20 protein-coding genes are annotated in these 21,383 nt (G+C 69.3%); 5 read left to right on the top strand and 15 right to left on the bottom strand.

The window, feature by feature from the left end:
* Positions 1–6 precede the first annotated feature (6 nt).
* On the top strand, positions 7–480 hold the full coding sequence (locus AB0N22_RS16040; RefSeq protein WP_364642368.1) for an Lrp/AsnC family transcriptional regulator: 474 nt from the start codon (positions 7–9) through the stop codon (positions 478–480).
* Here the strand turns inward: AB0N22_RS16040 and AB0N22_RS16035 are convergent.
* Genes AB0N22_RS16035 through pdhA form a run of 3 tightly spaced genes read right to left on the bottom strand, consistent with a single transcriptional unit; the run spans position 451 to position 3,811 of the window.
* Positions 451–1,737: a dihydrolipoamide acetyltransferase family protein gene (locus AB0N22_RS16035; RefSeq protein WP_364642366.1), complete on the bottom strand. Its 1,287-nt coding sequence runs from the start codon at positions 1,735–1,737 to the stop codon at positions 451–453. The genes AB0N22_RS16040 and AB0N22_RS16035 overlap by 30 nt on opposite strands.
* A complete protein-coding gene (locus AB0N22_RS16030; RefSeq protein ID WP_364642363.1) occupies positions 1,737–2,726 on the bottom strand; it encodes an alpha-ketoacid dehydrogenase subunit beta in 990 nt (329 codons plus the stop codon). Before AB0N22_RS16030 ends, AB0N22_RS16035 begins: the two co-directional genes overlap by 1 nt.
* Positions 2,726–3,811 carry a pyruvate dehydrogenase (acetyl-transferring) E1 component subunit alpha gene (pdhA, locus tag AB0N22_RS16025; protein ID WP_364642360.1) on the bottom strand — a complete coding sequence of 362 codons (1,086 nt, stop codon included), beginning with the start codon at positions 3,809–3,811 and terminating at the stop codon, positions 2,726–2,728. Before pdhA ends, AB0N22_RS16030 begins: the two co-directional genes overlap by 1 nt.
* 163 nt (positions 3,812–3,974) lie before the next feature.
* On the opposite strand from pdhA, the gene AB0N22_RS16020 reads away from it, so the two are divergent.
* From AB0N22_RS16020 to AB0N22_RS16010, 3 genes are all read left to right on the top strand, one after another.
* Entirely contained in the window at positions 3,975–4,424 is a 450-nt protein-coding gene (locus AB0N22_RS16020) for an Lrp/AsnC family transcriptional regulator (RefSeq protein ID WP_364642357.1), read from the top strand.
* A 68-nt stretch (positions 4,425–4,492) separates the two neighbouring features.
* Positions 4,493–5,062, top strand: coding sequence for a helix-turn-helix domain-containing protein (locus AB0N22_RS16015; RefSeq protein WP_364642354.1), 570 nt, complete (start codon positions 4,493–4,495; stop codon positions 5,060–5,062).
* Positions 5,063–5,172: 110 nt separating this feature from the next.
* Positions 5,173–6,189: an aldose epimerase family protein gene (locus AB0N22_RS16010; protein WP_364642351.1), complete on the top strand. Its 1,017-nt coding sequence runs from the start codon at positions 5,173–5,175 to the stop codon at positions 6,187–6,189.
* Positions 6,190–6,192: 3 nt separating this feature from the next.
* Here the strand turns inward: AB0N22_RS16010 and AB0N22_RS16005 are convergent, their stop codons facing one another.
* From AB0N22_RS16005 to AB0N22_RS15990, 4 genes are all read right to left on the bottom strand, one after another.
* Positions 6,193–6,735, bottom strand: a complete 543-nt coding sequence (locus AB0N22_RS16005) for a DUF1697 domain-containing protein (RefSeq protein WP_364642348.1) — start codon at positions 6,733–6,735, stop codon at positions 6,193–6,195.
* Between the two features lie 54 nt (positions 6,736–6,789).
* On the bottom strand, positions 6,790–8,139 hold the full coding sequence (locus AB0N22_RS16000; protein WP_364642345.1) for an FAD-dependent oxidoreductase: 1,350 nt from the start codon (positions 8,137–8,139) through the stop codon (positions 6,790–6,792).
* Positions 8,140–8,269: 130 nt separating this feature from the next.
* Positions 8,270–9,100, bottom strand: coding sequence for an NAD-dependent epimerase/dehydratase family protein (locus tag AB0N22_RS15995; RefSeq protein ID WP_364642342.1), 831 nt, complete (start codon positions 9,098–9,100; stop codon positions 8,270–8,272).
* 113 nt (positions 9,101–9,213) lie between these two features.
* Positions 9,214–10,071 carry an alpha/beta hydrolase gene (locus AB0N22_RS15990; RefSeq protein WP_364642339.1) on the bottom strand — a complete coding sequence of 286 codons (858 nt, stop codon included), beginning with the start codon at positions 10,069–10,071 and terminating at the stop codon, positions 9,214–9,216.
* Positions 10,072–10,313: 242 nt separating this feature from the next.
* Between AB0N22_RS15990 and AB0N22_RS15985 the strand changes: the two genes are divergently transcribed.
* The gene (locus AB0N22_RS15985; protein WP_364642336.1) at positions 10,314–11,303 is read left to right on the top strand and encodes a helix-turn-helix domain-containing protein; all 990 of its coding nucleotides are present in this window, start codon (positions 10,314–10,316) and stop codon (positions 11,301–11,303) included.
* Between the two features lie 408 nt (positions 11,304–11,711).
* On the opposite strand, the gene AB0N22_RS15980 is transcribed toward AB0N22_RS15985, so the two are convergent.
* The 8 genes from AB0N22_RS15980 to AB0N22_RS15945 form a co-directional block, all read right to left on the bottom strand.
* Positions 11,712–12,602, bottom strand: a complete 891-nt coding sequence (locus tag AB0N22_RS15980) for a sugar ABC transporter substrate-binding protein (protein ID WP_364642333.1) — start codon at positions 12,600–12,602, stop codon at positions 11,712–11,714.
* A gap of 171 nt (positions 12,603–12,773) precedes the next feature.
* Positions 12,774–13,823, bottom strand: coding sequence for an ABC transporter permease (locus AB0N22_RS15975; RefSeq protein ID WP_364642330.1), 1,050 nt, complete (start codon positions 13,821–13,823; stop codon positions 12,774–12,776).
* Positions 13,820–15,367 carry a sugar ABC transporter ATP-binding protein gene (locus tag AB0N22_RS15970; RefSeq protein WP_364642327.1) on the bottom strand — a complete coding sequence of 516 codons (1,548 nt, stop codon included), beginning with the start codon at positions 15,365–15,367 and terminating at the stop codon, positions 13,820–13,822. Before AB0N22_RS15970 ends, AB0N22_RS15975 begins: the two co-directional genes overlap by 4 nt.
* A gap of 12 nt (positions 15,368–15,379) precedes the next feature.
* Complete coding sequence (locus tag AB0N22_RS15965) at positions 15,380–16,342, bottom strand: PDR/VanB family oxidoreductase (protein ID WP_364642324.1); 963 nt, start codon at positions 16,340–16,342, stop codon at positions 15,380–15,382.
* Positions 16,329–18,260, bottom strand: a complete 1,932-nt coding sequence (locus AB0N22_RS15960; protein WP_364642321.1) for an acetoacetate--CoA ligase — start codon at positions 18,258–18,260, stop codon at positions 16,329–16,331. Before AB0N22_RS15960 ends, AB0N22_RS15965 begins: the two co-directional genes overlap by 14 nt.
* Positions 18,250–19,239, bottom strand: a complete 990-nt coding sequence (locus tag AB0N22_RS15955; protein WP_364642319.1) for a fumarylacetoacetate hydrolase family protein — start codon at positions 19,237–19,239, stop codon at positions 18,250–18,252. Before AB0N22_RS15955 ends, AB0N22_RS15960 begins: the two co-directional genes overlap by 11 nt.
* The gene (locus AB0N22_RS15950; RefSeq protein ID WP_364642316.1) at positions 19,236–20,177 is read right to left on the bottom strand and encodes an MBL fold metallo-hydrolase; all 942 of its coding nucleotides are present in this window, start codon (positions 20,175–20,177) and stop codon (positions 19,236–19,238) included. Before AB0N22_RS15950 ends, AB0N22_RS15955 begins: the two co-directional genes overlap by 4 nt.
* Before the next feature lie 2 nt (positions 20,178–20,179).
* Positions 20,180–21,379, bottom strand: a complete 1,200-nt coding sequence (locus AB0N22_RS15945) for a cytochrome P450 (protein WP_364642313.1) — start codon at positions 21,377–21,379, stop codon at positions 20,180–20,182.
* Between the last annotated feature and the right edge of the window lie 4 nt (positions 21,380–21,383).

The raw sequence follows: 21,383 nt of genomic DNA, 5'->3' as shown, positions 1-21,383 counted from the left end.
TTGTGCATGGATACCATCGATCGCCAGATCCTCGCGCACCTGCTGGCGGACGGCCGGGCCACGTACGCCGCCATCGGCGAGGTGGTGGGATTGTCGGTCGCCGCGACCAAGCGACGGGTCGACAAGATGGTGGAGCAGGACACGATCCACGGGTTCAGCGCCGTCGTGGACCCTGACGCCCTGGGCTGGCGGCTCGCGGCTCACGTCCAGCTGTTCACCAACGGGGCGATCCCGTTCGAGCGGATGCAGAGCGACCTGACCGCGATCCCCGAGGTCATCGAGGCGTTCACCGTGGCCGGGCCCGCAGACACGTTGCTCCGCGTGGTCGCCGCGGACGCCGAGCAGCTGGAGCGGGTCATCCGCCGGCTCCGCAGCCTGCCGTACGTCCAGCAGACCGACACCGCACTGCTGCTGTCCCACCTCGTCCGTCGGCCGGCCGGGCCGAGCGACCTAGAGGTTGGCGATCGCGGAGGCGGGTGACTCGATCGCATCGGCGACGATCCGCATGAACGCTGCTGCTGTCCCGCCGTCGCAGACGCGGTGGTCGAACACGAACGACATCTGGGCGATCTTGCGGACCGCCAGCTCGCCGTCGACGACCCACGCCCGGTCGATGACCCGGCCGAAGCCGAGGATCGCGACCTGCGGATGGTTGATGATCGCGGCGCTGCCGTCGACGTTGAACCCGCCGTAGTTGTTGAGCGTGAACGTCCCGGCCGTCAGCTCCTCGTGCGTCGCCCGGCCCTCGCGCGCCGCCGCGGTGATCCGGCGGATCTCGGTGTCGAGCTCCGCGGTCGTCAGCCGGTGCGCCCCGATGACGGCCGGCGCCAGCAGCCCCCGGTCGGTCTGCACCGCGAGGCCGAGGTTGATGCCGGCGTACTGGACCAGCTCTTCGGTCGTGGTGTCGACCTCGCCGTTGAGCTCGGGATGCGCACGCAGGGCGGCGACGGTGAACCGGGCGAGGTAGGCCAGCAGGCTCGGGACCGGCTTGCCGGCTGCCTTCGCCGCGTCCCGCAGCGCGAAGAGCTCGGTGAAGTCGACGTCGACCCACACCGTGGCCTCCGGGATCTCGCTGCGACTGCGCGAGAGAGCCGCGGACACGGCTTTGCGGAAGCCGGTCATCGGCGTGCGGCGAACGATGTCCAGGCCGGTACGACTCGCGGTCCCCGTCTCCGGCTGCGTCGCGGCGTCGATCGCCGCCTGGACGTCTCGACGGGTGATGAGCCCGTCGACACCCGTCCCGGTGATGCCGAGAACCGAGAGCCCGGCCTCCCGCGCCAGCCTGCGGACCAACGGTGACGAGACCCGCGGGACCCGGCTGGGCACGGGCTCACTCGACGACGGCGACGGGGCAGCGGCCGGACGCGGACGGCGCCGCCGGGTGCTACCTGCGCCCTCCGCCGTGCCGTAGCCGATCAGGACGTTGCCCGAACCGGCCTTCTCCTCCTCGCGGTACTGCTCCGCGGCCACCTGCGCCGGCTCGGGCGCCACGGCCAGACCGGGCTCCACCGAGATGAGCGGCGTGCCGACGTCGACCGTCCCACCCGCCTCGCCGTGCAGCTCGCTGACCCGACCGGCGTACGGCGACGGGACCTCGACGATCGACTTGGCCGTCTCGACCTCGACGACCGGCTGGTCCACGACGACTTCGTCACCGACGGCGACGAGCCAGCGCACGACCTCCGCCTCGGTCAGGCCCTCGCCGAGGTCCGGCAGCAGGAAGGTCTGGACCGCCATCAGACGTCCTCCCACTGCAGCGTGTCCACGGCGTCGAGGATGCGGTCGACGCTGGGCAGGTGGAGGTGCTCGAGCTTCGGCGGCGGGTAGGGGATGTCGAAGCCGGTGACCCGGCGCACCGGGGCGGCGAGGTGGTGGAAGCAGCGCTCGGTGACCCGGGCGACGATCTCGGACGCGACGCTGGCGAAGCCCGCGGACTCGGCGACCACCACGGCCCGGCCGGTCGAGCGTACGGCCCCGCAGACGGTCTCGTCGTCGAAGGGCACGAGCGACCGGACGTCGACGACCTGCAGGCTGCGACCCTCCGCCGCGGCGGCGTCCGCGGCCTCCAGCGCCGTCGGCACCGACGTGCCGTACGCGATGAGCGTCGCGTCGGTTCCCTCACGGCGTACGACGGCCCGGCCGATGCCGGGCTGGGCCTCGTCGAGGTCGACCTCCTCCTTGCTCCAGTAGAGCTTCTTGGGCTCCAGCACGACGACCGGGTCCGGCGACGCGATGGCCTCACGCATCAGGGTGTACGCGTCCGCGACCGTCGCCGGCGCCACGACGGTCAGGCCGGGCGTGTGCACGTAGTAGGCCTCCGACGAGTCGCAGTGGTGCTCGACGCCGCCGATGCCTCCGGCGTACGGGATGCGGATCGTGATGGGCAGGTTCACCGCGCCCCGCGTGCGGTTGCGCATCTTGGCGACATGACTGACGAGCTGCTCGAACGCGGGATAGGCGAACGCGTCGAACTGCATCTCGACGACGGGGCGCATGCCGTTCATCGCCAGGCCGACGGCCATCCCCATGATCCCGGACTCGGCGAGCGGCGTGTCGAAGCAGCGGGAGTCCCCGAACTCGGCCGAGAGGCCGTCCGTGACCCGGAAGACGCCGCCGAGCGCGCCGACGTCCTCACCGAACATCAGCACCGACTCGTCGTCGGTCATGGCGTCGCGCAGGGCGTGGTTGAACGCCTGCGCCATCGTGATCTTCTCGTGCTGGGCCATCAGCGTGCTCCCTCCCGGCTGAGCTCCTCGTCGAGGAACGCGGCCTGCTCCCGCAGCTGGGGAGTCGGCGTCGCATAGACGTGGGCGAACAGGTCGCTCGCGACCGGCTCGACGTCCTTCATCAGGCCATCGCGCATGCTCGCGGCCACCTCCTCGGCCGTGGCCGCGATCGCGCTCCGCCGCTCCTCGGTCAGCAGCTCACGGCCCACGAGGTAGGCCTCGCTGCGCAGCAGAGGATCGCGATCACGCCACGCCTCGACCTCGTCGTCCTGGCGATAGCGCGTCGCGTCGTCGGCGTTGGTGTGCGCCTGCATCCGGTAGGTGTGCGCCTCGACCAGCTGCGGTCCGCCGCCGCCCCGAGCCGCGTCGACGGCCGAGCCGAGCACCGACAGAAGCGCAGCGACGTCATTGCCGTCGACCCGCTCCCCCGGCATGCCGTAGCCGACTCCCTTGTGGGCCAGCGAGGGTGCGACGCTCTGCCTGGCCAGCGGGACCGAGATCGCGTACTCGTTGTTCTGCACGAAGAACACGACCGGCGCCTTGAACACGGCGGCGAAGTTGAGCGCCTCGTGGAAGTCGCCCTCGCTCGTCGCCCCGTCGCCGCACATCGCCATGACGACGGTGTCCTCGCCTCGGAGGGTCGCGGCATGAGCGACGCCGACGGCGTGGACCAGCTGGGTCGCCAGCGGCGTCGCTTGCGGGGCCACGCGGTGCACGGTCGGGTCGTAGCCGGAGTGCCAGTCGCCCTTGAGCAGCACGAGCGCGTCGACGGGGTCGACACCGCGACCCACGATCGAGACCGTGTCGCGATAGGTCGGGAAGAGCCAGTCCCCGTCGCCCATCACCAGGGCCGCGGCGACCTCGCACGCCTCCTGCCCGTGCGACGACGGATAGACCGCAAGCCGGCCCTGCCGCACCAGTGCGTACGCCTGCTCGTTGATCCGCCGGCCGACGACCAGCGCCTCGTGCGCGCGCAGGAGCTCCTGGTCGGACGGGAAGCGGTGGGTCGAGTCCTCGGTGCGCCGACCGTGCTGGTCGAGCAGCTGGACCGGTTCGTCCGACGGCAGCAGGTCATGGCTCGGCACCGGGCACGCCCTTTCGAGAGACACGAGTGTTCACTCGAACCGTGCACCTTCTGGCCATCCGGATTCAAGTGCTGCAGGATTGTCGAGAAGATGTCTTGCCCGGCGCCGAGATTCCGCGCCGTTCGTCCAGCGAGACGCGCGTCACACACCGAGCGGGAGACAGATGGCCAGCACGCCCCTTGACGACATCGACAGCTTGATCCTGGCCGCTCTCGAGCGAGACGGGCGGCTCTCGATGCGTCAGCTCGCCGAGGAGGTCCACATCTCCCGCGCCAACGCGTACGCCCGGGTGGAGCGACTCACCCAGTCCGGCGTGATCACGGGCTACGCGGCGCTCGTGGATCCGGTCAGTCGCGGTCTCGGGACCTCGGCGTACCTCACGATGAACGTCCGCCAGCCCGACTGGCGCAGCATCCACGCCCGGCTCCGCTCGCTCGCCGGCGTCGAGCACATCGCCCTCGTGGGCGGCGAGTTCGACGTCGTGATGCTGGTGCGCGCTCGTGACAACGCCGACCTGCGCCGCCTCGTGCTCGACGAGATCCAGAGCATCCCGGGCATCCTCAGCACCCGCACCCTGCTGGTGTTCGAGGAGTCCTCGCCGGAACGCGCCTAGCGGGCGGGGACCCGTCCGCCATCCGGCCGCTCCACGGCGGGCGGATCGCTGACCGTACGATCGGGCTCATGGACCGCAGACCGGGCCGGCCACGCTCCCTCAGCCTGGACGTCATCGTCGAGGCCGTCCTCGAAGAGGGCATCGCGACCTTCAGCATGCCGTCGGTCGCCGCCCGGCTCGGCGTCGCGCACTCGGGCCTCTACCGCTACGTCACGGACCGCGACGAGCTGCTCATGAGCGCGATCGAGCGGGCCGCCCTGTCGGTCGACTGGCCCGACGCCGACCTGCCCTGGCGCGACCTGCTGCGCGAGGTCGCCCGGTCGGTGTGGGCGATCTGCGATCGCTACCCCGGCTACGACCTCGTCGCGCTCTCGCCACCCAAGTGGCCGCAGCGCATCGTCGAGCAGGTCACCCCTTACATCCGGTCACTGCACGACCAGGGCTTCACGATCGAGGACGCTACGGTCGCGGTGCAGGTCGCCGGCAACCTCGCGTTGACGACGTCCGTCAAGGGCACCGCCGGCACGTACCCACTGGCCCGGAGGGATGGGCAGCCAACGACGACGGCGCGGCACGAGTGGCACGACCGGATCCTCGACATCGTGCTCGACGGCCTCGGCGGCCGTGTCCTGTCCTGACCGGGCGAGATCCGGGCCGGCGGCTTCGCTAGAGTTCTGGGCGCGGTGAGGAGGACTCCGCGGCCACGCCATTCGGTGCGGCCTCCGACCTGTTCCAGAAAGTCTCACCCATGCTCGACAGCATTACCGCCACCGCAGGCGACCAGGACATCACCGTCATCACGATCGCCAACGACGTGTGCCGCGTCGTGCTCACCGATCTGGGGGCCCGAATCCTCGAGCTGCACGTGCCCGACCGTGACGGCGAGCTCGCAGACGTCGTCCTCGGCCGCGCGTCCTACGACGAGCTTCCGCAGGACCCGTACTACTTCGGCGTGACGGCCGGCCGCTGCGCCAACCGCATCCGCGAGGGGCGCTTCGAGATCGACGGCACCCCGTTCACCGTGACGCCCAACGAGGGGCCGAACCACCTCCACGGCGGACCCCGCGGCTTCGACACGTACGTCTGGTCGACCGAGCTCGATGCCGAGCACGACCGGGTCACGTTCACGCGACGCTCCCCTGACGGCGAGGAGGGCTATCCCGGCACCCTCGACACCCGGGTGATCTACACCCTCGAGGGCGCTGCCCTGGACATCCGCATCGAGGCCGAGACGGATCGCCCGACGCTCGTGAACGTGGTCAACCACGCGTACTTCAACCTGGCCGGTCACGACTCCGGCACGGTGCTCGACCAGGTGCTGCAGATCAACGCCGAGGCCTACACGCCCGTCGACGCGGAGCTGCTGCCGACCGGCGAGATCCTTCCCGTCGAGGGCACCCCGTACGACTTCCGCTCCCCCACGCCGATCGGCACGAACATCGACGCCGTCGGCGCCAACGGCTTCGACCACAACTGGGTGCTCGACGGGGACGGCATGCGGCAGGTCGCGACCCTGACCGACCCCGCCAGCGGCCGCCGGCTGACCCTGGTGACCGACCAGCCCGGCACGCAGGTCTACACCGGCGGCCATCTCGAGGGCGCCAGCGCCAAGGGCGACCAGGGCGCGTACGCCGCGTTCGCCGGCGTCACCGCCGAGATGCAGACCTACCCCGACTCCATCAACCATCCGACCTTCCCGCAGCGCGTGCTGCGGCCCGGCGAGACGTACGTCAACGTGGTCCGCTACGAGTTCTCGGTGGTCTGACCGTCACTCGTCGAGCATCGCCGCGAGCCGGACCGTCGTGTTCCAGTTGCGGATCGTCAGCGACGGATAGACCGGTGAGCCGATGATCTTGTTGAGCCGGCTGCGGGTCGCCAGCGCGGTGACGCGGCGGTGGTAGACGGCGCGCTCGCCGATCAACGCCTCGTCGACGTCGGGGTTGAGCACGACGTGGGGCTCGACCTCGGCACCGCTCACGCCCATGTAGAAGAGCACGTCGTAGCGGTAGCGATCAGGCTCGTCGCCGAAGCCCTTCGGCGCCTGGGCGACGACCTCGCGATAGGCGTCGGCATCGAGCACCAGCACTCTCACCAGGTCGGAGTCGAGCGCGAAGGCCGCGGGCAGTCCCTTGTCGATGTGCGCTGCGACCTGCTCGGCCGACCGGTCGGACTCGAGCACCACGTTGCCGGACTGGATGTAGGTGCGGACGTTCGCGAAGTCCGCGCCGAGGTGCTCGCGGAGGTCGGCCATCGGGACCTTGTTGCGGCCGCCGACGTTGATGCCCCGGAACAGCACGACGTACGTCGTCATGGAACCAGCATGCCGCGGCATGCGGACAGCTGTCGCCGGTCCCAGCCGGTGCCCTCAGCCTGCGATGATCGCCTGCGCCAGCTCGGCGCCGACACGCAGAGCACCGTCGACGTGCTGGAAACCGAGCCCGGCCACGTCGGAGCTGCCGATCTGGATGGGACCCGCCGGCTCGCGCAGGCGCGGACCGAACCGTGTGAGCCCGCCGATGTCGAAGCTCGATCCGTAGGCGCCGCTGCCGAGCTCCTCGGACGTCCAGTCGCTCTCGAAGTACGTCAGGGGCGCTGACGCTGACGGCCCGAAGTAGGTGGAGAGCGAGGCCAGGATGACCTCGCGCCGTGTCGCAGCCGGCATCGCCAGGACGGCATCGGCCCGGAGGTCGGAGACGAAGCCGACGAGCGTGCCGCGGGACTCGTCGTGGTTGGTGTTGTCGTACGCCTCGTGCACGACCTCGTACGGGCTGAAGGCCGTGCCCGACAGCCCGGCCTCGCGCCAGAACGGGGTCTCGTACGTCGCGTGCACCTTGATGACCTGCCCGAACGACTGGTGCTGGCGGGTCTCGCGCTGAATCGACGGCAACGGCGGCTCGAAGCGTACGCGGGTGACCGCGGTCGGCGGGATCGCCAGCACGAGGTGGAGCGCACTGACCGTCAGGTCGCCGGACGTCACGGTGACGCCGTCATCGGTCCAGCGGACCTTCTCGACGTCGTGGCCCGTGCGCACCGCCGAGCCGAGCCGCTCGGCCAGGCGGAGCGGCACCTGCTGCAGCCCGCCGACGACCCGTCTGTCGAGGATGAACTCGGAGTCGACGAGGTTGCTGAAGCTGCCGGCACTCGCCGCCATGTGGACGGCCTGCAGCGCCGAGAAGGTGTGCGCCGGCTTGGTCAGCATCGCCTGTGCGATGAACATGCCGATGTTGTCGCGGGCCTCGGGCTCGTCGCAGCTCTGCTCGAGCCAGCCGAGGAAGGTGACCTGGTCGAGCTCCCGGGCTCCCGGCATGTCCCACGGCCGCGCCGGGTCCATCTGTGCCGCGAGCTCGTCGAGCGACGTCGTGAGCCGCGCCATCGCCGACTCGACCCTCGGCGGGACCGGCAGCTGCTCCCCCGTGAACGTCCGGCGCTCGCCGTCGAGTCCCACGTAGACCGACTCGCCCTCGCGGTGCCGCTCGAACGTCTCGAGGCCGAGCTCGTCGAGCATCGCGAGCAGCGCGTCCTGGTCGGGCGAGACCCATTGCCCGCCGATCTCGAGGTCGACGCCGTCGACCTCCTCGGTCCACAGCCGACCGCCGACCCGCTCGCGCGACTCCAGCACCAGCACCGTCCGGCCCGCGGCCTGCAGGGCGTACGCGGCGGACAGCCCCGTCGCCCCGGCACCCACCACGAGGACGTCGACGTCGTGATCACTCATACTCGGCCTCACTGCAGAGTTTGCTGAATCAGTCTCGAAATGGTCGCTGTACGACCGAATCCGTGGATTCGCGTGCCAGTCAACACGCGTATCAGCAACATCGTAGCCTGCGTGCTCGGCGGTCGTGGCTTCAGCGTGAGGGTGACAGACCGGCGTAGCCCTCGCGGTACGTCGGGAAGTCGGGCGTCCAGCCGGTCGATCGCAGACGTGCGTTGCTGAACCGCTTGCCGTGCCCGAGACTCGGGTCCGCGGCAGGCGGATGCGGTGCGCCCAGCTGCGCGGCGATGTGCGCCGCGACGTCGCCGAGCAGCGCCGGCTCGTCGTCCGTGCCCACGTACAGCTCCTCCGGAGAGGCGTCCGGCGTCAGCAGCTGGACCACGGCAGCGGCCGCATCGTCGCGGTGGATGCGGTTGGTCCACCGGTTCGGATCGGTCACCCTGCCCTCGCGAACCTGGTCGATGAGTCGCGTGCTGGTCCCCCCGTACAACCCCGACAGGCGCAGGACCGTGCCGCCGGGCACCCGGTCGTGGAACACCTTCTCGGCCTCGAGCAGCATCCGCGCCGGCCCGTCGGCGGGTTGCGCGGGCGTGGACTCGTCGGCCGGCACGTCAGGGTCCAGCTTGCCGAAGACTCCCGTCGACGACACCAGCACCGCCCGTCGTGGCACCTGACCGGCGGCCGTCAGGGCGTCGAGCGCCCGGCTCATGCCGTCGACGTACGTCGCTCGGTATGCCTCCTCGGTGCGAGGCCGCGCCGCCAGGGCCACGACGAGGTATGCCAGGTCGAGTGGCGGGAGCTCGGGGCGGTCACGGGTGAGGTCGACCGAGAGCCCCTGCAGAGGTCGCGGGACCTGGTCGGCCCGACGGCGCAGCGCGAGCACCGTATGACCCCGCCCGGCGAGCCGGGTGCCGACATCGGCGCCCAGCTGGCCGCAGCCGACGAGCACGACGTCCGGGTTCACATGACGAGGCTACTGACCTGGTGGCACCGGGTGGCGACGAGGACGTGAGGCACGCGCAGCGGCGCGGGTCCACGCAACAGGCGAAGGCACCTAGGGATGATGAGAAGACGAGCCTAACGCGGTTGCGCGGCGTCCGAGCCGGCTCCGCTGTGCTCCAGCGCCCAGTCGAGAGCGTGATCGGCGATCTCCTCCCACCCCGGCTCCGCGCAGGTCCAGTGCGAGCGCCCTTCGAACAGGACGTACTCGGTGACTGCAGCCGACTTCTTGTACTTCTTGAAGTTCGACTTGTTCACCGAGGGCGGCATGATGTTGTCCTCTCCGCCGGCGATGAACAACAGCGGAGCCCGTTCGTCGTTGGAGTAGTCCACCCAGGTCTCCTGGTGGCCGGGCTTGAAGTTGGCGATCAGGCCGTAGTCCCAGACCCAGCGACCCGGAGCGGCAATCGCGTAGCGGTCGTAGGCCTCCTTGGCCGCCGCCTCGTCCAGCGTGTTGGTGAACGCATAGTGGAACTGCTTCTCCGTGAACCCCACGGCCTGGTGCCGCTTGGCCGGGTTGTTGAGGGCGGGGAAGAGCGCCTTGACCTGCGAAGGCGGATTGACACGGACGCCTTCGGTCGGCGCGGAGTCGATGGCGACGCCCGCGGCGCCGAGGCCCCGCGCCAGCAGCATCTGGGTCAGCGCTCCTCCGAAGGAGTGGCCCATGATGACCGGCGGCCTCTCCACCGACTCCACCACCGCGACGAGGTGATCGATCGTGTCGGTGATCGAGCACTCTGCGATCACGGACGGATCGGCTCGCAGGGCTTCGACCTCGATCTCGAAGCCGGGGTAGGCCGGGGTCAGGACCTTGAAGCCGCGCGCTTCGTAGCGTGACACCCAGTGCTCCCAGCTGCGTGGTGTGACCCAGAGCCCGTGGACGAGGACGACGGTGTCGGGCCCGGTCGAGCTCGGGCCGGTCTGCGCTGTGCTCATGATCTTCCTTCGCTGGTGAGGACGGGGCGGGGCTGGGAGCTCGAGCAGGACGATCGCGAGCATTCCCGGTCGAGCTTCCGCTCCCGACCTTGGCACCGCCGGCTTGGTCGTGGTCGGCTGTGCTCGCCGGATTATCGGCCCTGAGTGCCCACCTGCCGGATCTCGAGGAGTCGGCTGTCTGCGTGCTTGCCACCCTCGGGCGCGCGTCCCTACGCTTTCACCAGCTAGTACGAGGAGTGCAGATGGCGGTCCTGCTGGACACGGCGGAAGTGGCCGCCGACGATCGACACGAGATCTTTCGCGAGGCCATGCTGGCGGCGTCGGGTGCGACGCGGGTCGAGCTGGAACACGTCCCCGGTGGCATCTCAGGGCGTATGGAGCTGCATGAGCTGGGTGCCACGCGCATCTTCACCGCCCAGAGCTCGGGCATCGCTCTGCTGCGAGACCGCCGGACCGCCGGCGGCGCCTCTCCGGAAGCCGTGGCGATCGCGGTTCAGGGCCTCGGAGTCGGGCGCCACCAGATGGGCGACCGCCAACGCCTCGTTAAGCCGGGCGAGGTGATGGTCGTCGACGTGACCCGAGCCTTCGACTTCTCGTGGAGCGGGACCGGCTCATCGACATCACTCCAGGTGCCGATCGCAGAGCTCGGCATGCCGCTCAGCACCGTTCAGGAAGCCTCGGCCAGCCTGGAGCGCAGCCCGCTGTACGGCATCGTCAGCCGCTATCTCGTCGACCTGACCGCCCGCGCCGAGCGCCTCGCTTCTGCACCCTTGGCGCCAAGCGTCGGTGAGGCAAGTGTCCACCTCGTCCGGGCACTCCTCGCAGGTGCCGTTGGTGACCGGCCCGACACCCGAGACGTGTTGGAGCAGACGCTCCTGGCACAGGTCCGCGCATACGTACGCGAGCACCTGCGCGACCCCGCACTGAGTGCCGATCAGGTCGCCGTCGCGCTGTCGGTGTCGCGCCGCCAGCTGTTCCGGATCTGTGCCCGGGCGGAGTTCAGCCTCGAGCAGTACGTCATCGGGAAGCGCCTCGAGGGCGCCAAGGCCGAGCTGGGGAGTCCGTCAGGCCGGGGTCGGTCCATTGCCGGCGTCGCCTATTCGTGGGGGTTCAAGGACTCGACCCACTTCTCACGACGCTTCAAGGCTGCGTACGGCATGCTCCCGCGGGACTGGCGCCGTCACGCCGCGGAGGACACATCCAGCAGCCAGATGGGAGCAGGACCGCGATGACATCAGCTGGCACCCAGGACCCATGGCTGATTCGGATCATTCCCTGAGCCTCCGACAGGATTCGAACCCGCGACATCCTCATTACAAGTGACTCAGGGTGACGGTTTTCCTTGGAATTTCAGTTGCATTGATGGCTCACAGACCGCAGGACTTGCGGTGGGGGTGCGCCGGGGGTGCTTGGAACCCTCCAGATAACTTCTCGACTGAAGGCCAGAGAACTCCGGTCGACGTCACAGCGCACGGCCGTCCTGTCGATTCCCGAGCCACCCCGCCATCGACCCCACGGCGGTTGTCCAGTGGCAATGTGCGCTAGTCCCTCTCACTTGTCGCGTCACGTTGCCCTCCAAACCGACGCCCGGAGCGGGGACGCGTCGACTCGACCCGTTCCCGCTCCGCCGGCCGCACCGCTCAGTACTGCGGTGTGTACTTGTCCACGTTGTCGGCCGTCAGGACATACCCGGTGTCCTTCAGAGGCTGTAACGACGGCTGCGTGGTCGCGAGATCGAAGACTGTCTTCTTGTCGCCTTCGATGCATTCGGCGATGCGCTGCATCGCACGAGCACCGTCATCGACCACGGGTTGAGGCACGGTCGCGAAGGCCTTGCCCTCCTTGATCTTCTCCACGAACGGCGCGTATCCGCTGAAGCTCCCGATCGTGACTTTTCCGGAGAGCTCGCTCTTGTCCAGGTAGTCCGCGACTGTGGCACTCATGCTGTCGGCTGCGGTGATGACGCCGGTGATCTTGTCGCCGTATCGCTGGACATAGTCCTGCATCACGCTGCGCGCCTTGGCTTGGTCGTAGTCAGCGGGCTGGCCCTCAAGAAACTTGATGCCCGGGTGCTTGGCGGCGAGTTGCGACTTGATGTTCTTCTCGATGATCTTCGTCGCCCCGTAGGACGCGACCCCGCCGATGAAGACCATGCCGCCCTTGTCACCCATCTTCTTAGCCATGACGTCGACCAGGTTGCGGGCGCCGTCGGCATTGTCGGTGCCGAAGTACGTCTTGATACCTGGTGTGATCTCGTTCCCCGGGGTGATGTCGGAGTACGCAACGCCCACGCAGATGCCCGCGTCGACCGCCTGCTTCAGTGCTGGACGTACCGCGTCGATGCTCAGCGGGATGATCAGCAGCCCCTTAGCCCCCTTGGAGATCGCGTCCTGAACGTTGGCGATGTCCTTGGTGATGTCACCGTTGGACTGAGAGACCTGCATATTGAGGCCGAGCTCATCCGCGCCCTTCTTGTATCCCTTATCGATGCCGGCGATCGCAGGCGTGGGCACCGAGTCGATGACCTGCACCAGCGCACCCTTGGCGGAGACGCCGTCGTCACCCCCGCCGGAGGCATCCGATCCCCCGGACGAGCAGGCTGCCGTCGCGGTCAGTGCCGCTGTTCCTATTGCCAGCCACAGGAACGAGGGTCGACTTTTTCTGGACATGTGTCCTCCATTGATGTTGATGGTGATGGCTGCTCAGGATTGACGCTGAGCCCCGAGAACGTGGGGTGGTGCCGTGTCGACGACGGGCCGACCTTGAGGTTGGTCGCTCACGACTGCCGGACGCCCGCGCCAGGACGCCTGCAACGCGGCGTCGATCGCGACGGCGACGACGAGGATGGTGCCGGTCGTGATGTTCTGGTACGCGGCGTCGAAGTTGAGCAGGTTGAGGCCGTTGTTCATGACGCCGATCAGCAGCACGCCCAGCACGCCCATCGCAATCGTGCCGCGTCCACCGGCGATGCTGATACCTCCGACCACGGCACCGGCCACGACCTGCAGTGGCCAGGCTGCGGCAGCGGTCGGCACGCCACCCCCGAGGAGGCCCGTGAGGATGACGCTGGCGATCCCGACGAACAGGCCGGTCAAGACGAACGGGATGAACCGGATGAGGCTCACGCGGACCCCGGCGTAGCGGGCCGCCTCGGCGTTGCCCCCCACCGCGAAGGTCTGCTGTCCCGCCACCGTGACGTGCAGGTACCACGCCGACACCGCGATGACCGCCGCGAAAAGGTAAGCCGGCAGCGATACGCCCAGTGCTCTGGTGCTCATGAAATCCGACAGGCTCGTGCTCTCGATCGTGATCGCGGTGTTGTTCGAGAGGAGGAGCGCCATCCCGCTGTATGCGAGCCCGGTGCCGAGCGTCGCGACGAGGGAGTTGACCCGCAGGACCGTCACGATCAGCCCGTTGAGTGCACCCAGGAGCACCGCCACGCCGACGCCAACCACAACGCCGGCGGCGACGCCCTCAGCGTTGGCGACCTTTGCGATCACGACGGACGAGAGGCAGGCCATCCCGCCGATCGACAGATCGAAGTTCGCGGACACGAGAAGGATCGCCATGCCCATCGTGATGATGCCGATCATCGACACCTGGTCGAGCACATTGGAGACGTTCGAGGCCGTGGAGAACTGCGGGCTGCGGATCGCCAGGTACGCGCAGACCGCGAGCAGGACCACGCCCACGGCATAGTCATGGATGGCGGCGCGGCCGAGGCCGAGGATTTTGCTGGTTGCTGTGTTCACGGTGTCACCTCTGAGGGGGTGTGATGGCGGGTGCTGGCTCGGACCATGTGCTCCAGCCGGTCGATCGTGAGCTCGTCGCGCGAGAGCTCGCGCAGCGGCCTTCCGCTCGCGAAGGGGACGGCACGATGGCACAGTGCGACGATCTCTTCGGGATCCGTGCTGTGCAGCAGAACGGATCCGCCGCGGGCCGCGAACGCCCGCAGCTGCTCGTGTATCGCGAGGCGGCCGCTGACGTCGACACCGTGGGTCGGCTCGTCCAGCAGCAGGCAGCTGCCCGTGGCCGTCGTGATCCACCGCGCGAGCAGGATCTTCTGCTGGTTGCCGCCCGACAGCATCGCCATCTTCTGGCCCGGCGTCCCCTTGACCGCGAAGGCGTCGATGCTCCTGACCGTCTCGGCTCGACCGGAGCGGCTCGGGCGGCGTGCCAGCAGCGGCATGACGCTCAGCTGCGGCAGCACGTGATTAGCCTCGACGGTCCACTCACCGATCGCCGCGCGCTTGCGGTCTCCCGTGGCGAGGGCGACCCCACGGCGGATCGAGTCGCGGGGCGTGCCAGGCAGCTCGGCGCCGTCCCAGCTGATGGAGCCCGATCGTCGCCGCAGGCCGAAGATCGCCTCGACCAGGTCCCGGGCGCCGGAGTCCTCGAGCCCGTACAGTCCGACGATCTCGCCGGGCGCGACGTTGAGGGTCCCGTCGATCGTGGTGCGGCCGGTCTCGACGCGGTTCAGCACCAGGCCGCCGGCGCCCGTACGCCCGAGGGCGGCCGGCGAGTCGTCGACGTCGCCGCACGCCTGGACGGCTGCGGCACGGGCCGTGCCCGAGGTCATGTGGGACAGCAGAGCGTCTTCGTCCAGCGCCGCGCACGGGCCGCGGTGCACCAGCCTGCCGTCGCGCAGGACGCTCACGACGGACGCGACCTCGAGGATGTCGTCGAGGAAGTGGCTCACGTACAGCACCGCGATGCCTTGCGCCGCGACGGCTCGAAGACGTACGTGAAGGGCATGGCGCTCGTCCAGGGTCAGGCTCGACGTCGGTTCGTCCAAGATCAGTACCCGCGCCTTCGAGGCCATCGCCCGCATGATCGCCACGACCTGCCAAGCGAAGAGGCTCTCGTCCTCCAGCCGGCTCGTCGCCGACGGCGCCCCGGGAAAGTCGCGAGCAGCGCGTCGGTAGTCGAGCCGGTCGCTCCGCCGGGACGCGGGCGACAGGAGACGGCCCTCCTCGCGGCCGACCGCGATGTTCTGCGCCGCCGTCAGGTTCGGCAGGAGGGGCAGCTCCTGGTGGACCACGCTGATCCCGAGTCGCTGCGCCAGGCCGGCGTTGCGGATCACGACGTCCTCGCCGGCGACCGCGATGGAGCCACCCGTGGGGGTCAGCAGGCCGGACAGGATCTTGATGAGCGTGCTCTTGCCGGCGCCGTTGGCGCCGACGACTCCGTGGATCTCCCCGGGGTGAAGGTCCAGGTCGAAGTCACTGAGCGCGCGCATGCCCGGATAGGACATCGTCAGACCGCGCGTCGAGAGCGCCGACGCGGTCGCTGGCATCACCACGTCCGGTCACGCATCCAGGACGAGACGGGACGACCGGGCGCGTGAGACGCAGATCATCATGCTGGTGCCGGCCTCGCGCTCCGCGTCGCTCAGCACGGTGTCGCGGTGGTCGACCTGGCCGCACAGGACTGCGATCTCACAAGAGCCGCAGGTGCCCTCCTCGCAGGAGTATGTGATCGGGATCCCCGCCTCGTCGGCGACCTCCATGATCGACCGGTCGGCGGGGACCGTGAGCGTGACACCGAACTGGGCGAACTCGACCTCGAACTCGGTGTCCTCGCCGTCGGAGGATGCGCCCTCGACCGGGGCGAACCTCTCGGTGTGCAGCGCGCCCGGCGGCCACGGCGTGCACACCGCCTCGACCGCGTCGAGCAGGGGTCCCGGCCCGCAGCAGTAGACCGCCGTGTCCGGGGCCGGAATCGCGAGCACACTCGCCAGGTCGAGCAGCCCGTGCTCATCCTGAGGACGTACCGAGACGCGGGGACCCCAGGCAGCGGCGAGCTCGTCGGCGAAGGCCATCGACCCGCGGCTGCGTCCGCCATACAAGAGGGTCCAGTCGGACCCGGCCGCCTCGGCGGCCGCGATCATCGGGATGATCGGCGTGATGCCGATGCCGCCGGCCACGAAGACATACCGCGGCGACGGCACGAGTGCGAAGTGGTTGCGAGGGGCACTAACCGGCACGCGGTCCCCGACAGCCAAGCGGTCCACGACGTACGACGACCCGCCGCGGCTCTCCGCCTCACGGAGTACCGCGACCTCGTACCGGGTGCGGTCGGACGGTGAGGAGCACAGCGAGTACTGACGGATCAGAGTCGGCGCCTCGCCGACGTGCAGGTCGACGTGCGCCCCGGGCTCCCAGGGCGGCAGCTCGCCCTCGTCCGGTCGGCCCAGCGCGAGCCGGACGACGCCGTCGGCAACCGGATCCTTCCGGAGCACGACCAGGTCCAGGGTCTCAGGAGCTGGCATCAGATTCACCTCGTCTCGTCGAACGGCGGGCGTCGCCCACCTGCTGGTAGAAGTCCACGAGCTTGGGCTGGTCGATCGCGTCGACCCGGACCGCCCCCGCGAAGCCTCGGAGGATGTTCTTGACGGGGACCTCGAGCTTCTTGCCCGTCAACGTGTGCGGGATGCCCGGCGCCTCGATGACCTCGTCGGGGACGTGGCGCGGCGAGACCTTGTCACGTACTGCGGCCTTGATCGACGCGACCAGGTCGTCGTCGAGGTGGCGGCCCTCCACGAGGGTCACGAACATCGGCATCCAGTAGCCCGCGTCGGGTTCTTCGACACCCACTACGAGGGCCTCGGTCACCTCGGGCACGTCTTCCGCGGCTTGGCAGATGTCGGCGCTGCCCATGCGGATGCCGTGGCGGTTCAGTGTCGCGTCGGACCGGCCGTGGATCACGACGGACCCGTGGTCGGTGATCGTCACCCAGTCGCCATGGCGCCACACCCCGGGGAACTCCTCGAAGTACGCGCCGCGGTAGCGGCTGCCGTCCGGGTCGTCCCAGAAGCCCACCGGCATCGAGGGCATGGGACTGGTCACCACGAGCTCGCCGACCTCACCGACCAGCGACTCCCTGTCGGCTGACCAGGCGTGCATGTCGACTCCGGGCCAGCGTGCCGTGATCTCCCCCGGACGGCCCGGCATCGTGGGCACCCCGCCGGCGAATCCTCCGACGACATCGGTCCCCCCAGTTGAGGAGCTGATGGCGACTCCGGGACCGAGCTCGGCGGCGGCCCACCGGTGCATCGCCGCGGTGAGCACCGAACCGGTGCAGCCCAGCATCCGCAGCGAGCCGAGATCGAAATCGGTGGCCGGGCGCAGATCGGCGTCACGGGAAGCGCTCAGGTAGCCCGGGCTGACGCCGAGGTGTGTGACCCGGCCTCGTTCGGCCACCTCCCACAGCGCGCGGGGCGTGGGAGCGCCGTCGAAGCAGTGCACCGTGGCGCCGCAGAGCAGTCCGCTGAGCCGCAGGTTCCACATCATCCAGTTGAGCGTCGTGTACCAGAGGAACTGGTCCCCCGGTCGCATGTCGAACATCAGGCGCAGTGTCTTCAGGTGCTCGACGACGACTCCCGCGTGGCTGTGCACGATGCCCTTGGGCGGGCCCGTGGTACCTGAGCTGAACAGGACCCACAGCGGCTGCTCGGACGGCACCGCGACGGGCGCGCGGGTCGAGACGGACGAGTCGACGGCAGCCGCCCATCCAAGCGTGCCGCTGGTCGTCGCGTGGCCGTCCCCTACCAGGACCGTAGCGCGCAGGCTCGGCAGCCCCTCGCGCACTGCCTCGACGTCCGTCGTGCGGTCGATCCAACGGCCCCGGTGGTGATAGCCGGAGGCCGCGACCAGACAGGTCGGCTCGAGTTGCTTGATCCGGGCCAAGGCCGCATCTCCGGCCAGGTCAGTGCCGCAGCCAGCCCACACCGCCCCGAGGCTTGCGGCGGCGAGGAAGGCCACGATCGCCTCGGGACGGTCCGGCAGGTAGCCGACCACGCGGTCGCCGGGCCTCACCCCGATGTCCTCCAGCGTCGCGGCGAGGGCGCCGACCTGCTGCTCGAGCTCGGACCAGGACAGGGTCTGGCTGATGCCGTTCTCGTCGTGGCCGATCACGGCGGAGCCGGTGTGACGTCCGGAAAACACCTGCGACACGTAGTTGAGGCGTCCCCCCGGGAACCACCGGGTCCCGGGCATCGGGGCGCCGTCGGTGATCGCGTCGGGCTCGGTCTCCCACGCCAGCCCGCAGAAGTCTCCGACGGCACGCCAGAATCCGGTGGTGTCGTCGACCGACCACTGCCACAGCTCGTCGTACGACGCCGAGGGTCCCGGTCCCCCGTACGTACCGACGACGCGCGTGAACGCGGCGATCGCTGGCTCAGCCGACATGGCTCACCACAGCTGCCCATCGGCGATCGCGCCGCTCGCGGGCGGCCCGGGCCCTCGGCAGGGCCACGGGGCTCGCTCCGGCGACGATCGTGTTGGACATCGAGCCGATGCCCTGCGCAACGAGGGTGACGACGTCACCCGGCTTCAGCGGCGGAACCTGCTCAGTGTCGAGGTGGGCCCAGTACTCGAGCAGGCAGCCTCCGCCGCACGTACCGGAGGCCAGCACGTCACCGGGCTTGAGCTCGGTACCGCGCGAGGCGAACGCGATCATCTCTTCGAAGGACCACGCCATGTTGACCGAGTTGTCGCCGCCCGCGGGGAGGGGCACGCCGTTAAGCTCGGCGTGCAGGTCCAGCGCGATCCGACCATCGCGTCGGAAGGGCTCCAGCTCGTCGGCCGTGACGATCCACGGCCCAAACGAGTTCGCGAAGTCCTTGCCCTTCATCGGACCCATGCCGAACGGGATCACTCGCTCCATGAGGTCGCGCGCCGACCAGTCATTGAACAACGTGTAGCCCGCGATGTGCTCGCCGGCCTGCTCGGGCGTCAGGTCCTTGCCGGCCTTGCCGATCACCACGCACAGCTCGAGCTCGAAGTCGAGTAGCTCGCATCCCGGCGGGACGGCCACGGTGTCGCCGGGCCCCAGCGCCGTGTTGCTGTTGTAGAAGAGGAAGACCGGCATCTCGTACCAGACTGGATGCGGCTCCGTGGCGCCCAGGATCTTCAAGCTGCCCTCGAGGTGCTCCTCGAACGTCAGGAAGTCCCGCAGCGTCGTGGGCTCGATCGCCGCCCGCAAACGTACGTCCGACAGCGCGAGCGGCGAGCCGTCGGCGCTGCGATCGACGATCTGTCGACGCTCGGCCGCAGACGCCGTCAGGAGGTCCAGCTGCTGCACGTCGGCAGCCAGCGGCTGGACGCTCTCTCCGTCCACGATGCCCAGCCGAGTTGTGCCGTCGAGGTCAATCCGTGCGATCTTCATGCCGTCACCCCGAGTTCCCACGCGGCGATCCGGCTGAACTGCTCGCCCCGGTCGGCCCGCGGGCGCTCAGGATCGAGCTCCTCGTAGACGTTGAGGACGTTTGCGGCGATGCGCCCCTGCTCCGACAGGTCCGCGAACGCCGACATGTCGATCGAGTCGATGGCCTCCTCGACGGTCAGCCCGGCGCGGAAGCGGACCGTAGCTTCGGTCGCGACGTGCTCGAGGTAGTCGCGGACGCGACGCACGCCCTTGCTGTCGGTCAACGGGCCGTGGCCGGGGACGACGACGGTCGGCTCGAGCGCCAAGATCTGGTCGATCGCCGCGATGCAGGCCGAGATCGGACCGGTCCAGACCAGCGGGGCACCACCGATGAAGACGATGTCCCCCGTGTAGACGACGCCCGCCTCGGGCACGTGGATCAGCACGTCGCCGTCGGTGTGCGCTGGTCCGACCTCGATGAGCCGCACCTCGCGACCGCCGATGTCGAGATCGAGATGACCGCTAAACGTATGGGTCGGCGGGGTCGGGACGATCCCGCTGAGATCGAAGTTGGCCGCGATGGGACGGATGAAATCCCCCACGTGGTCGTGCCGGTGCGGCAGGGCGATCATCTCGTCCACGTTGTGCTGGGTCATCGAGGCGGCAGCGGCGTCGGATGCGATGATCTCCACGCCTTCTCCGGCGACCAGCTGATTGCCGAACCAGTGATCGCCGTCGGAGTGGGTGTTGACCAGCGTGCGGATCGGGTGGTCGACCGTCAGCGGCGCGTACCCGTCGAGCATCTCTTGCGTGTGGTCGAGGTCATACAACGTGTCGACCAGTAGGGACTCGCCGTCGCCGCGGACGAGGCCGGTGTTGCTCTCCCCCCAGTGGCCCTCGGGGACCAGCCAGGCGAAGCTACCGGCGCCGAGGTCGTGGGGGCCCTTGTCGTACGTCATGCTCATGCTCCTTCGGCCGGCACGATGCGCACGGGGAGCGTCTCGAGCTTGTGGACGGTCTGGCTGGGACTCTGGATGGCATCGCCCGCGCGTTCAAACCGCTCGACCCCGCGGGTGAGCTCGGTCAGCAAGGAGGTGATCTCCATGCGGGCCAGGGGCGAGCCGAGGCACACGTGCAGGGCGTTGCCGAAGGCGAGGTGGGTCTTGGCGTTCTCGCGCGTGATGTCGAGTCGGTGCGGGTCCGGGAACTGTCGCGGATCGCGGTTGGCGGCCGCCAGCATGACGGCGACGCGGGACCCGGCCGGGATCTCGATCCCCTCGACCTCGGCCGTGGCGCGGGTGCGGCGGAAGAACGCCCGGAACGGCGTGCCGTAGCGCAGAAGCTCCTCGGCAGCGTTAGGGATCAGGTCCGGTCGGCTGCGCAGGAGGTCCCACTGATCGGGGTGGTCGATGAACGCGTTGATCGCGTTACCGAGAACCGCCCCGGTCGAGTCGATGCCGGCCAGCCAGATCGAGGCCAGCGTCATGATCCGTTGCGAGCCCTCCTCGAGACCACCGTCGTTGCCACCGTCGTCCACAATTAACCGCCCGAGACAGTGCGCGGGCATGTTGGGCAGTCCCTCGGCTACGAGCCATGTCAGCGCCTCCATGACCTGGGTGGCGTGCTCCTCCGTCCCGGACGGCTCCTCGCCACGGCTGGTGGCGTCGCTCCAATCCGCCAGGGTCTGCGCGCTCGGCGGGGTGATGCCGGTCAGGAGGGTCATAGCCCGGTCTGGCATCTCCTGAGCCACGACCTTGACAGCGTCGAACTCGCCCTGAGCGAGAGCGTCCTGAACGATCGAAGCCGCGGCGGCCTCGACACCCGGGCGGAACACCTCGATCGCCCGCTTGGTGAATGACGGCTGCATCGACCGGCGGATGTGGTCGTGGACCGGGGGGTCGTTCTCAATAAGCGGGTACCGCTCGGTCCTGGTCGACGGCACCTCGAACGTGACACCGTCGCCGGAGACGAAGTCGGCGTGGTTGCGCAGGACCTGCACCGCCTCCGCGTGGCCCGGCACCAGCCAGACGTCACGACCCGGCACATAGATGACCGGATCGAGCTCACGCAGCCGGTCGTAGTAAGGATTCGGATTGAGTTGCGCTTCCGGGGCATACGGGTCGAGCTCGGTGGGCTCGATGGTGGGCGCTACGTTTGCCATGCCG

Source organism: Aeromicrobium sp. NPDC092404, from assembly GCF_040684095.1.
In the GTDB taxonomy this organism is placed as follows: domain Bacteria; phylum Actinomycetota; class Actinomycetes; order Propionibacteriales; family Nocardioidaceae; genus Aeromicrobium.
Note: the sequence above shows the minus strand (reverse complement) of the source record. Positions and strands in the feature narration are given on the sequence as shown.

Bases quoted from the DNA above. Each gene is read 5' to 3' on its own strand.
- AB0N22_RS16040 (WP_364642368.1), top strand. From the start codon at position 7: ATGGATACCATCGATCGCCAGATCCTCGCGCACCTGCTGGCGGACGGC.
- AB0N22_RS16035 (WP_364642366.1), bottom strand. From the start codon at position 1,737: ATGGCGGTCCAGACCTTCCTGCTGCCGGACCTCGGCGAGGGCCTGACC.
- AB0N22_RS16030 (WP_364642363.1), bottom strand. From the start codon at position 2,726: ATGGCCCAGCACGAGAAGATCACGATGGCGCAGGCGTTCAACCACGCC.
- AB0N22_RS16020 (WP_364642357.1), top strand. From the start codon at position 3,975: ATGGCCAGCACGCCCCTTGACGACATCGACAGCTTGATCCTGGCCGCT.
- AB0N22_RS16015 (WP_364642354.1), top strand. From the start codon at position 4,493: ATGGACCGCAGACCGGGCCGGCCACGCTCCCTCAGCCTGGACGTCATC.
- AB0N22_RS16010 (WP_364642351.1), top strand. From the start codon at position 5,173: ATGCTCGACAGCATTACCGCCACCGCAGGCGACCAGGACATCACCGTC.
- AB0N22_RS16005 (WP_364642348.1), bottom strand. From the start codon at position 6,735: ATGACGACGTACGTCGTGCTGTTCCGGGGCATCAACGTCGGCGGCCGC.
- AB0N22_RS16000 (WP_364642345.1), bottom strand. From the start codon at position 8,139: ATGAGTGATCACGACGTCGACGTCCTCGTGGTGGGTGCCGGGGCGACG.
- AB0N22_RS15990 (WP_364642339.1), bottom strand. From the start codon at position 10,071: ATGAGCACAGCGCAGACCGGCCCGAGCTCGACCGGGCCCGACACCGTC.
- AB0N22_RS15985 (WP_364642336.1), top strand. From the start codon at position 10,314: ATGGCGGTCCTGCTGGACACGGCGGAAGTGGCCGCCGACGATCGACAC.
- AB0N22_RS15970 (WP_364642327.1), bottom strand. From the start codon at position 15,367: ATGCCAGCGACCGCGTCGGCGCTCTCGACGCGCGGTCTGACGATGTCC.
- AB0N22_RS15965 (WP_364642324.1), bottom strand. From the start codon at position 16,342: ATGCCAGCTCCTGAGACCCTGGACCTGGTCGTGCTCCGGAAGGATCCG.
- AB0N22_RS15960 (WP_364642321.1), bottom strand. From the start codon at position 18,260: ATGTCGGCTGAGCCAGCGATCGCCGCGTTCACGCGCGTCGTCGGTACG.
- AB0N22_RS15955 (WP_364642319.1), bottom strand. From the start codon at position 19,239: ATGAAGATCGCACGGATTGACCTCGACGGCACAACTCGGCTGGGCATC.
- AB0N22_RS15950 (WP_364642316.1), bottom strand. From the start codon at position 20,177: ATGACGTACGACAAGGGCCCCCACGACCTCGGCGCCGGTAGCTTCGCC.
- AB0N22_RS15945 (WP_364642313.1), bottom strand. From the start codon at position 21,379: ATGGCAAACGTAGCGCCCACCATCGAGCCCACCGAGCTCGACCCGTAT.